Source organism: Geminisphaera colitermitum TAV2 (assembly GCF_000171235.2).
Classification (GTDB): Bacteria; Verrucomicrobiota; Verrucomicrobiia; order Opitutales; family Opitutaceae; genus Geminisphaera; species Geminisphaera colitermitum.
Genome location: NZ_ABEA03000125.1, coordinates 1 through 11,350 on the forward strand (window position 1 = coordinate 1; position 11,350 = coordinate 11,350).

General features: G+C 59.6%; 9 protein-coding genes and 1 pseudogene. 4 read left to right on the forward strand and 6 right to left on the reverse strand.

The window, feature by feature from the left end:
- Positions 1–767, reverse strand: a 767-nt coding sequence (locus OBACDRAFT_RS14795) for a LacI family DNA-binding transcriptional regulator (protein WP_081722080.1), incomplete at its 3' end; no start/stop codon positions are given.
- A 68-nt stretch (positions 768–835) separates the two neighbouring features.
- Here OBACDRAFT_RS14795 and OBACDRAFT_RS14800 point away from each other — a divergent pair.
- The gene (locus OBACDRAFT_RS14800) at positions 836–2,248 is read left to right on the forward strand and encodes a hypothetical protein (protein WP_043586864.1); all 1,413 of its coding nucleotides are present in this window, start codon (positions 836–838) and stop codon (positions 2,246–2,248) included.
- A gap of 116 nt (positions 2,249–2,364) precedes the next feature.
- Here OBACDRAFT_RS14800 and OBACDRAFT_RS14805 read toward each other — a convergent pair whose 3' ends face one another.
- Entirely contained in the window at positions 2,365–3,768 is a 1,404-nt protein-coding gene (locus tag OBACDRAFT_RS14805; protein WP_157837101.1) for a hypothetical protein, read from the reverse strand.
- Between the two features lie 79 nt (positions 3,769–3,847).
- Here OBACDRAFT_RS14805 and OBACDRAFT_RS14810 point away from each other — a divergent pair, with 79 nt between their 5' ends.
- From OBACDRAFT_RS14810 to OBACDRAFT_RS25500, 3 genes are all read left to right on the forward strand, one after another.
- Positions 3,848–4,075, forward strand: coding sequence for a hypothetical protein (locus OBACDRAFT_RS14810; protein WP_043586869.1), 228 nt, complete (start codon positions 3,848–3,850; stop codon positions 4,073–4,075).
- A 66-nt stretch (positions 4,076–4,141) separates the two neighbouring features.
- A complete protein-coding gene (locus OBACDRAFT_RS14815; protein WP_043586871.1) occupies positions 4,142–5,416 on the forward strand; it encodes an autotransporter outer membrane beta-barrel domain-containing protein in 1,275 nt (424 codons plus the stop codon).
- A gap of 10 nt (positions 5,417–5,426) precedes the next feature.
- The gene (locus tag OBACDRAFT_RS25500) at positions 5,427–6,164 is read left to right on the forward strand and encodes a type II secretion system protein (protein WP_081722081.1); all 738 of its coding nucleotides are present in this window, start codon (positions 5,427–5,429) and stop codon (positions 6,162–6,164) included.
- Positions 6,165–6,203: 39 nt separating this feature from the next.
- On the opposite strand, the gene OBACDRAFT_RS14825 is transcribed toward OBACDRAFT_RS25500, so the two are convergent.
- From OBACDRAFT_RS14825 to OBACDRAFT_RS14840, 4 genes and pseudogenes are all read right to left on the reverse strand, one after another.
- Entirely contained in the window at positions 6,204–6,782 is a 579-nt protein-coding gene (locus tag OBACDRAFT_RS14825; RefSeq protein ID WP_157837102.1) for an RloB family protein, read from the reverse strand.
- A gap of 74 nt (positions 6,783–6,856) precedes the next feature.
- A complete protein-coding gene (locus tag OBACDRAFT_RS14830; RefSeq protein WP_043586875.1) occupies positions 6,857–8,320 on the reverse strand; it encodes an AAA family ATPase in 1,464 nt (487 codons plus the stop codon).
- Between the two features lie 131 nt (positions 8,321–8,451).
- The gene (locus tag OBACDRAFT_RS14835) at positions 8,452–9,420 is read right to left on the reverse strand and encodes a hypothetical protein (RefSeq protein WP_043586877.1); all 969 of its coding nucleotides are present in this window, start codon (positions 9,418–9,420) and stop codon (positions 8,452–8,454) included.
- Positions 9,417–11,350: pseudogene (locus OBACDRAFT_RS14840) on the reverse strand (hypothetical protein); the annotation flags it as partial. The pseudogene OBACDRAFT_RS14840 and the gene OBACDRAFT_RS14835, both read right to left, overlap by 4 nt.

Below are 11,350 nucleotides of genomic sequence, written 5' to 3' on the forward strand. Positions count from 1 at the left end.
TTTGCAATTTCGGGATGGATCGTGAGCGCGCCATCGATGCGGTGGCGTCGCAGCCAGTTGCGGAGGCGAGGGGCGTGAGTGCGCACATCGGGAGGACAGATGAGCGGGGCGTGGCGGGGGAGAATGGCGGCGGCGTATCCGCCAAGCCATTGCCCGCCGGTGCGGGATTCGAGATGCGGATCGATGATGAGGGCGAGGCGCCGGCAGCCGGTGGCGAAGAGGCGTTCGCAGGCGGAAAACGCGCCGTGAAAATAGTCCATCGAAACGGCGTGCAGCGCGGGGCGGTGCGTGAGCGCGCCGAGCGAGACAGCGGCAAATTCGGGCCAGTCCCAGCCGGTGAATTCCTGCGGGTGTTCCGAGGGGCCGAAGAGCAGGCCACGCACGCCGCGATGAAAGAGAACGTGGCTGAGGCGGCGTTGCGCGGCAGGGGAGGGGGGGAGGGGGATTTGTTCGCAGGCGTAGCCGTCGAGCGCGGCCTCTTCGCGTGCACCGGTGCAGACGTCGCGGCTGAAGGGAGTGCCGTCGCAATCGATGAACACAAGGGTGCTGCCGCGCGCCGCGCCGCCGCCGCGCTGACGGTAGGCGGCGAGGGCGGAGAGCGCGGGGTCGGGGCGGTATCCGAGGCGGTCTATGACGGAGCGGATCTTTTTTGCGGTGTCGGGGCGGACAGCTTTGGAGCCGCGCACGACGCGGGAAACGGTCATGTGGCTGACTCCGGCTTCGCGGGCAACGTCGTGCAAGGTGGGCGGTTTGGCGGAGGCAGGCATGGAAAATGTTAACGTGAACATTTTTGGCAGCTTCTCAAGCTCTGCATGACCGGACAGGCTGGCTGGCGATGAACTCCACCGTTTCTCCTTCCGCATCCGGTTCAGCGTTGCCTTTGAATTTTTCCGGCGTCGTTCCGTCGCTGGCCCAAATCGCCGACTATGGTCCGCCGCGCAGCGAGGTGGGCATCGGCTGTCTCATGCCCTGGCAGGGCAAGCTCTATGTGCTCAATTACGTGTCGCATCGCAAAAAGAGCGGCACCGGCACGGGGCTCAACATCATCGACGGCGATTTCAAAATGACGCGTTCACCGGCGGCGGTTGACGGCACTTACGCGAACCGCTTCGTGCATCACGAATCGAGCCAGTTGATAATCGGTCCCCATTTGGTGGATACAAAACACGCTGTGCGCACGGTCGCGGCGTTGACCGAAATCCGGCTGTGCGGCACGGCGCGCCATCTGACCGATCCGGCCAATCTGGTTTACATGCTCGGCATGGAGGGCGAGTTGTTCGAACTCAATGTTCACACGCTCGAAACGAAGCACATTTTTGATCTCCAAAAGGAGTTGAGGACGCCGGGCGAGGGGAGTTGTCACTTCAAGGATTGCTTCTGCAAGGAGGGGCGTCTGGTAGTGGTGAATAACGACTACAGCGAGGCGGAGTTTTTGGGCAAACAGCGCGAGGGCACGCTGGCCGAATTTGATGGGCAAAAGTGGACAATTATCGAACACAAGCCGTTCGTTGCGGTGAACGGGCTGGGTCATTTCGGGAACACGATTTTCGCGTCGGGTTGGGATCGGGCGTCGGCGTTGTTGAAGGTTTTTACGAAGGCGGACGGGCAATGGCGCACGTATCGGTTGCCCAAGGCGTCGCATTGTTTTGATCACAAGTGGCAGACCGAGTGGCCGCGTATCCGCGCCACGGAACACGAGCGCCTGCTGATGGATCACCACGGCATGTTTTACGAGTTGTCGCCGTGGGCCTACGGCAACCGTGTGTGGGGCATCCGTCCGATCTCGACGCACTTGTGGGTGCATGGGGATTTCTGCTCGTGGAAGGGGATGCTCGTGATCGGCGCGGACAACGCGAGTCACGAGAGCGGCGGCAATTTGCAATGCGCCGAGCCGCAGTCGGGCCTGTGGTTTGGCCGCACCGATGATCTCTGGAATCTCGGCAAGCCGAAGGGGTGGGGTGGTCCGTGGTGGGATGATGCGGTGGAGGCGGGCGCGCCGTCAGACCCGTATCTGATGACGGGATTCGACAAGAAAGTCCTGCACTTGAGCCACGATTCCAACGCCGCGGTGACGTTTACCGTGGAGGTGGATTTCCTCGGCTGTGGCGAATGGAAAACGTATCAGAAAATCGAGGTGCCCGCGAAGGGCTACGCGCCGCATGTGTTCCCGGATGGCTTTAGCGCCCACTGGGTCCGCGTGACCGCAAGCGCGACCTGCAAGGCGACAGCGCAGTTGCACTACACGTAATGGGAAAATAGTGACACGTGGCGGGAGGAAAGGGGGGGGCTTCGCGCCGAACGTCCAACATCCAATGCGGTGTTGTGATGTTGCGGAGGGGGCGGCGAGGGCGTTGGGGCTGTGAGCTATTGCGGGTTTATGTGCGGCGGGGGTTTTGCGAAATCCAACGAGAGAATAAACTCCCCACTTTTTGGTTTTTGATCGGGCACGGTGATTTGGAGATTTGTCCTCCCGATGGTCCATACCGTGCGGAAGGTCGCGGAGTAGCGGATGGGATGATGGTCAATGTAGTCCAATGGCACGGCAGGCAGGTAAGCGGGAACAAGGGCGTCCAGCGTTTCAGGAAGCGCGCCGTGATCGAAGTGATAGAGGCGCAAAGCAAGGCCGGTTTGTGCCATGGAATTACGCGAGCGGACAAGCAGACGCAGTTCGGGTATGTTGTCCAGTGTCGGCATGACTGTGTTGAGAATTCGGATACCCGCCCAGTTTCTGAAATCCCACCAAGGCGCGGAGTAACGTTCCACGAAATCAACGTAGCGAAAATTGTCGTCCTGCATGTCGCTCAAGGTCAGGCCGGGGTGTTCCATTTTTCGCAGGGTGTTTCGCAGGTGAATCGCGGCGATGGTCTGGGTGCGGTTGGGCTGGTAAACGAAGGGGAACGCGATGCGGGCGAGCTTGCGAATGAGCGCGGGCGGATCGGGTCGGAGCAGGTTTTGCGCGTGGAGGTTTTGTTCGAGACGGGCGGGCGTCATTGCGCGGATTCCGTTCAAAACAAGACTGATTTCGTGGCGCAATGAATCGGCGCCCAAGTCGGGAGTCGCGTCGGTGTCGAGAGGGAGTTGCCGGATGCCGTTGAGCAGGCGGTCAATCGTGGCGCGTCTGGCAGACGGATGCATGGCGATGGAAATGGCGGCGTCTCTTGTGCGTGCTTCGCTGGCGATTCCTATAAGGTAGTTGATCATAACGCTGCGTGAGTCGCGGATGCGGAGGGCGGCGTTCCAGCCTGCAAGCAGGGTGTCAACGGCTTCGTTTTGCTTGTCTTGGTAAAACTGATCCCAAGCCGTGATGAGGAGGATGCTCCATGCGGGCCGGACTTCGGACAAAAGATAAGGGTCATCAAGGGAGTGAACTTGCGGCGCCTGACAATCGGGACGCTGCATGATGCGCTGGAAGTCCTCCCACGCGGGAGCAAGCGAAGGGCGCAGCGTTTCTTGCAGCGCGGGTGTCCACGCCCGGCCTTCACAGAGCTGGCTGCGTAAACGGTCGGCATCGGTTTCCTTATTCCAACGGTTTTCCTGTGCTTCCTCCGGTGTGGGTGGGATGGGCGGAAAGCGTTCGGCCAATTCGGTTGTGATGACTGGCGTGGCCGCATGGGTGGAACTCCAGTCGCGCAGGGCCAGATAAAAATTGTCGGCGTCAGGAACTTGCCTGGGGTGAAATTCCAGGTCAGAGAGATCGGGAGGTGGTGCGTCGATCAACATGCGAATGCCGAGAACTGCGATAAGCAGAATCGGAACAAGCAACAGCATGCGCACTTTTGTGAATGTGCGATTCTCAGTTGTGCCGTAGAGAAGGGACGGGCAGCGTTTATGTTTTGTTTTAATTTCCATGAACAACCTGCGAGATACGAGCGACACGATGCGCGATACGAATGGCATGAGGAGAACGGATGTCACGAGGGCCGGCGATATTGATTTTCGGAACGTCAATAGTCTCTGGTGTAGTGTGTTTGTGGAGACACTGGTGCGGCGGGGCGTGTCGCAGGCGGTGGACCGGGCAGGTGTGTGGGGGGGGGAGATGGAGGCGCGGGTGAAAATGGGAACATTTGCCTGTTGACAGAGGGTTTTTTGCCTGTTTTTCAAACGTTTGAAAATATTATATTTCAACCTTCCCCTCCCGCACATGAAAACACCGAACAAACTGCCCTTGCTGGTCACACTCGTCGCCTCACTTGCGTGCGGCTTCTCTTCTTTCCCGGCTCTTCCCACGGTTCAGGCACAGTCGACGCTCTACTGGACGGATAGCAGCACACAGTGGGTGACCGGTCCCGATCTGAGCACAATCCCTGCCGGATGGGCCTCCACATTGGGGGGAACCAAAGACCAGAAGTGGGACAATGGGACGGCGGAGGCTCGAAATTCCGCAGTCATTGATGTCACCTCCCCCAACCCGGAAATCACCATCGCACCCAACGACCGGGCTATTAACGTGGGGACGCTCACGATTGCAAACAGCGCTACTTTGGTCGGAGGTTCCGGCAACACCCGTTTTTTTTACATAGAAACCGGCGGCTCGGGAACGCTCACGCTGGCCACCACTTCGCTTTCAACGGCCTCCAACGGTTCAATGTTGAGGCTGAGCGGCACGAGCGCGTGGGACGGCACCATCGGGACCAGCGCAAGCGCGGGCGACGCGAATAAAAACAGGATAGAAATCACCAAGATGACTGCGGTGGGCCAGTCCACAACCTTGTCCATTGACGGAGCGCGCGTCATTGTGGCAGGCAATTCGGGCGATGTCTTTACCATTGGGGAACTCAAGGGGGCCGGCGGCGCGCTTCGCCTCAATACTGGTGGCGCGGGTCAGAGCAAGGAATTGGTTGTTAACCAAAGCACCGACACCACGTTTGCCGGCGTGTTCGAGGAAAGTGTGGCAGCGGGCACTTCCGTGTTAACCAAACAAGGTGAAGGCAGCCTGACGTTGGGCGGCGCGAACACCATCGACCAAGTGAACGTGAACGGGGGAAGTTTGATCGTGGATGGTTCGATTTCCGGGGACGTCAGCGTGGCGCAAGGCGCGAAGCTGGGCGGGACCGGTTCGGTGGGCGCGGTGACGCTGAACAACGGAGCCGTGATTAAATTTTCGCTGGGCGCGGCGCAAAATCTCACCGCAAGCAGTCTCGTGAAAGGCACGGACGGCACCTATGTTTTCGACTTCGGCGGCACGGGCGTGGCGGGTGAAACCTACACGTTGAGTTCAGTGGTGGGCGCGGGTTTTGAACAGTCGGAATTTTCGGCAATCAATCTGGCATCTGGCGTGACGGGGGCGTTTTTGCTTTCCGGTTCCGAACTCAAATTTGTGACGTCAGCGGCGATTCCCGAACTGTCCATCTGCGCACTTTTGGCAGGCGGTGTGATTCTCGCCGGAGCATTGATCCTGCGTCGGCGCCACCGCTGACCAATTCCCGATGTATTCGATTCCCCGATCTTCCCCTCGCCCTGTTGCCCGTGACGGCGCGGCCTTCACACGGGTTGAGCCGTTGCCGCGACCTGAGCTAGCTCAGGTAACAGGACGCCTGCGGCGTCCTGTTACGATCCCTTCCCCGGCCTCGTCCGCCTTCACGCTGGTCGAATTGCTGACCGTGATTGCCATCATCGGCATACTGGCCGGACTGATCCTTGGCGTGTTATCCGGCATCCGCAAGCGGGCGCGTGACGCCGTGTGCATCTCGAACCTCCGGCAGATTTACGTGGCCTTCAACCTCTACGCCAATGACAACAAGGGCAAGTGGCCGGCTCCGTTCAGCCATGGCGCGGACATTTCCCGATTCCTCCCCGTCCGCTGGTATTACAATGGCGCGGATTATCATGGGAGTTCGCAGCGAAACAAGGCGTTGGACCCGTATCTGGACAACGTAGGGATGACCTCGTGTCCGGTTGTGGTGTTGCGCCAGATGCTCGGGCCGACCGAGCTTCAATACTGGTATAGCAGCGCTGGATACGAACCTGACCGGTCGCAGACCGAGAGACGTGATGCCAACGATCCTTATCCATCGCTCGTGTGGTGCACCTGGCCGAACAAAACGAAGTGGGCCAACAGTGGCGGTCTGCCGCATTCGGGAGGCCGGGCGATGAATGTGCTCAACTGGGACGGACGCGTGCGCGCCGTGCCAAGCACGGAGTGGCGCGCCGGCAGTTATCCATAGACAGGATATGGCTGTGAAATCCCCGGTGGTGCGCGGGGTTCATTGCAGGCTCAGGATTTTTTCGAGAAGGCGGTAAACGCGTGTTCCTGTTTTCTCCGGCCAATAACCTTGGGGATTGTCGGGGATGGTCTCCAGACGGCGAGCGCGCCGGATTGCCGGAGGGATGGACGTTGCGGGGAACATCCGTGGATCGATTTTGGATTTGTTGTATGATCCGAGTGTGTCTCGCAGGAGTTTTTCAACTTCCGCTGCGGCAGGCGGACGCGACTCCATGCCCGCAGGCAGGTCAACATGGTGCAGCAGCAGCCAGAGTTCAAAGGAGGGGTTGCTGACCGCGATTTCAAAACCTCGTTGGCGGGCTTCATCCAATGCTTGGACGGTGCCGCGAACATGCGCGCCTTGTGTCCGGTGGTCGGTGTCGAGGAGTATCCAAAATTCGTCGTTTGGCTGAATGTTCCCCGCCTTGGCGGCGTTGTCGAAGGCGTGTTTCAGGCGCGCCACGACTTGCGAGGGCGCGGAGCTTTCCTCCTCTTGCGTTTCCAGCACGATGATTTTCACCGAGGGAAACGAGAGCGCGTCAAAATACTGTTTGGGCGCGTAGCGGTCTTCAGTGGCCACGAGAAAAAAGGGCTGGTCCCGGAGATCACGTTCCGCCCTGCCAATGCGGACGGATTTGCGCGTAATCAGTCCGCTCATTTCCGCGCCTCCTTTTTCGCGTTTCCGTTTTGGCCGTTGTCGGACGCCGGGCCGCAGGGCTGGAGTTCGTTGAGGATGGAGCGGACCCAGTCGGGAAGTTCGCGCTCAATGGGGGGCACGGCGCGGAAACGGCCCTCAAGATAGGCTTTGTCGATTTTAAGGTCGGTGCGGACTTTGTAATCGGATAGGGAATACAATGAGGTCGCCCCGGTCTCCGTGCTTTTTTCAGCGAACCAGATTTCGTCGCGCCGCAGCAGGTCGAGGTCGAGAAAGGCGGTGTCGTGCGTGGTGAAAATCAATTGTCCGCCAGTGGCGGTGCACTCGTTGAGGAAGGCGCGCACGAAACTTTTGGATAGAAGCGGGTGCAGGCTGCGGTCAATCTCGTCGATGACAAAAATGGCGGACCTGTTTCGCAAAAGGTGCAGGGCGGGCAACAAATGGGTGAGGCGAAGCGTCCCGTCGGAAATTTCGTTCATACGAAAGTCCACGGGCGAGCCATCATCCGTCCGATGCTCGGCGCGCACGATTTGTTGGCAAAGCTGGCCATCGCCAGTTCGGTTAAACACAAACGATTCCCGCGAAGCCGTGGCCGTGGCAGGAACAAGAACGACATCATTTGGCGCCAAGCTCTCAAGGTAAGGTTTGATGGAAGGATATGTTTGGAGAACCTGCTCCTCGTTGACCGGTTCTTCGTCCACGCGCAGGCGCTGCACTCCGGTGCCCGCTTTTTTCAGAAAGCCGCTGGCGAAGTCGCCGAACGTGGAGTCTTTGCTTATAATCAGGGGGATGCCATGATAGGAATAATCGGGCATGATGAAGGTCAGCCGATTCAGGAACCAATGGAGAACCTTGGAAAACAGCGGGCCGTGTTCGCGCTGCTGGATACTGGTGCGCACGGCTTGCAGAAAGAGTTGGTTGGGCAGCACGCCAAGCGCGATGAGGGCGTGGATTTTTTCGTGGTTCCCCTCGCCGGGGTTGTCGAGAATTTCGCCGGGTTGGATTTTAACCTCGTGGTTTGCGCTGTCGTTGGTGGTGATGCGTTCGTAAATAGGAATTTCTTTTTTATTGCGCAGGAGGAGAAGCCATTCGGCGAGCACGGTGGTGTCGTCGATGCGTATCCCATAATGGAAGACATTTCCGTCCTCAATGAATTGGACGCTGATTTCCGTGGGCTGCGTTTCGCATCCCTTGTGCAGCCTGAAGGCGTGACGGTTGAGGGGATCATTGGGTTCAGCGTTGGTTTTCAGCAGGCGAACGAGGAAGTCCAGTGCTTTCACTGTATTCGATTTTCCCGCGCCATTTGCCCCGTAAATCGCGGTGATGGGAAGAACGTTGTTCGTGTCTTCAGGGATGGCCGCCAGGTGTTCGAGGTGGTCGTTCTGGCGGGTGCTGGCGACAAGGGAAAGCGTCTGTTCTTCTCGAAAGGAGCGGTAATTGTTGATGCTGAGCGAAAGAAGCATTCTGTGAAAAAATCACAAAATATAGGGATTTCAAGCAATGAAAAGCGATGGCTCTGCTCGTAACTAGGAAGTTGACGTGGTTTCTTTTGTGAAAAAACCGCAATTGGTGGATTGATTTCCTCTATCAATGATCATTGCGTGGTGAGCATGAGGGCGTCGATCTGGACGCACTGGATGCCGGTGATGAGGGCGGCCTCGGCTTCCATGGCGGCGTCGGACTGGCCGCCGAGGAGTTGGGTGTCGGCCTTGAGTGCATCCGTATTGCCGGGGCGCGCTATGATTTCGAGTTGGTGTGTGCCTGGGGGGAGGGGGGGGGAGGAGAGGGCAAGGCGGTGCCAGCCGACCTTCATGTTGTTCACGCCAATGCCTGCATTCCATGGGTTGAGGTGCAGGGCGTCGGAGGGTTTTTCGGTGGCGGGAATCGTGCCAACGTGTTTGCCGTCGATGCGGATTTCGAGGTCCATGGCAGGGCGGTCCATGCGGCGAAGCCAGAAGGTGGTGGCCTTGTCGTTGCCGGTTGTTTTGAGGGTGTAGCGTGCGTGCCAGGTTTTGCCAGAAGGTGGGTTGAAATATGTGTTGATTCCAATGGCCGCCCCGCCGGGGCCACTGTACCGGCTGTAACCTTCGACTCGGGGTTGGACAAAGGTGGTTTCGTCGGGTTGCTCGGCTTCCTGCCAGGCGGCAACTTGCGCGGGAGAGACGGCGGCGGGGAGCCAGCGGTGCCAGGCAGGAGAATGCGCGGCGAGTAGTTGTTCAACGGATACGCCTGACAGGATTGCGGCTTCGGGTTGGCCGGTGTCGGGGTGATGATAGCCTTTGGGCAGGTGGGCGAGGTAGTCGGGGAGATCGCCTTTTTTCTGTTCGTAGGGAGGGCGGATGAGTGTGAGGCGATTTTCATACGCGGAGATTTTTTGGGGTGTGAGGACTTTGCCAGCGAGGTTGGTGGCGGTGGCGCCGGGAGGGAGGCGGAGATCGGCGCGTTCGCGTTCAACACAGGTCCAGACAAGGAGGCGTCCGTCGGGGAGCGTTTGGCCGTTGAGGGATTCGGTCTGGAATACGCGGTAGCCAAGGATGTTTTCGCGGAATTGGTCGAGGGTCATCCACGGTTTTTTGGGAGAGATGAGGCCGATGCCGTTGGCGGTAAAACCGTCGAGCGGGGGGGGGGGGGGGAGGGAGCTTTCTGATTTGTGATTTCGTATTTCAGAAGAGTAGGCGGGGCCTTGCGGAGTGCGGTTTTTTCAGTGGCGGTGAGGAGGTCGGTGGCGGCGAGAATGCTTTTCCAGGGTGCGTCAAGGTGCATGGCGGGGACGATCCAGCGTCCGTCGGGAGCCATGCGCATTTGGGCAACGCGCTGGGTGTAGTTGCCGTGCATGGCATAGGGTAGGGGTTTACTGGATACGATTTCGCGTTCGCGCAGGTAGGCGGGATACCAGCCGTGGACTTCGGGGAGGTAGGTGGCGAGGTGGGGCGCGGCTGCAAGGGTTTTGCCGTAGGTGGCGAGCCATTCGAGCTGGCGCGGGTCGCGGAGGAGTTCGGTGACTTGGAAATTGAGCGGGGGATCGAAGGCGAAACCAAAGGTGTAAAATCCTTTGGCTCCAAATTTCAGCATCTGGTCAAAGTCGTGGAGGAGTTGGATGCGGTCGAGGTAGCCGACGTAGTTTTTTTGGCCGTCGAAGGCGGCGGCGGAGGTTTCGGTGACGAGGGTCCACTGACGGCGTCCGGAGGCGATGGCCTGGGCGTAGGGGATGAGGGAATTGTGGTAGGCGAGGCTGTCGCCGTAGCAGTAGGGTTCGTAGCCGAGGCCGTCCTGACCGCCGGCGGGGGCGGGATTGATGAACCAGTCGTTGAAGAAGGTGTTGTGTTTGAGAATGACGGGGACGTTGGCGATGGATTTGAGGACGTCGGAAACGCGGCTGATGGTTTGTTGGGCGAGGTGGCCGCGAAAGAGTTTGTAGTCGCGGAGGGAGGGGGAGGGGGCGGCGCCTCCGGTGAAGGCGTGGAGGGTGAGGGTTTCGGAGTCGATCCAATAAACGGTGTCGGTGGTTTCGCGCAGTGGGACGAGGCGGGAAACTTGGGTGAGGGTTTCGAGTTTTGAGTTGGGTTGTCGGGGTTGCCAAGCGGCGTTGAGGGCGTCGATGGAACCGTAGCGGTCAAGGAGCCAGTGTTCGTAGGCACGACGGACGGGGACGTCGGTGCAGAGGGTAGTGGGGCGGGCGTGGAGTTCGTTCTGAAATGGGTCGATCCAAAGGCGGAGGCCGGGGCCATAGGAGAGGTTGCCGTAGGTTTCACGGAGGTTGGCAATGTAGTCGTCGAGGCCGGCGGAGTAGCCAATGACGTCCTGACCGCCCATGACGAGTTGGGGGGTGTAAACGAGGGTGCGTTTGTTGGTGGCGGTGGCGCGAAAGTGGATGTCGAGGCAGAGGTCGGTTTTGTTTTTGCCTTTGCCGTTGGGATCAGTGGCGGGTTCGGGAGTGAGTGTGCCAGAGCCTTTTTCGAGGAGGGCGTTGTTTTCGTCAAAGAGCGCCCAGAGGACGCGGTGGACGGGGCGGATGTCGGTGGTGTTGGTGGTGGCGCGGATTTTCCAGGTGGTGGCTCCGGCGGGGATTTCGACGGGGGCGGTGGCGTGGTATCCGAGACTGCGATACGCGGGGACGCTGGAGACGTGGAGACCGTAGCGCATGCCGGACTGCTCGGCGGCGTTGATGGTGGCGGCGAGGGCGTTGGGGTTGGAACGGGCAAAGAAGGCGTTGAAGTAGATGTCGCGGATGCCGTAGTCGCGCAGGGTGCGGAATTGGGCCTGAAGGAGCGCGGTGGTGTTGCTGATGGCGGTGGAGTTGTCGGGGTCGCCTTTGTAGGTGCGCCAGGTGTTGCTGGTGTTGATCATGCCTCCGACGGGAATGTAGGGTGCGCCGTCCCAGAACATCATGCCGGCGTCGTTCACGCTCCAGGGGTGGGCGCGGAGGTTGTGGGTTTCGCGATAGATGCCCCAGGCGCGGGCGAGGGGCGGGGTGTTGGCGGGGGCAGTGGTGG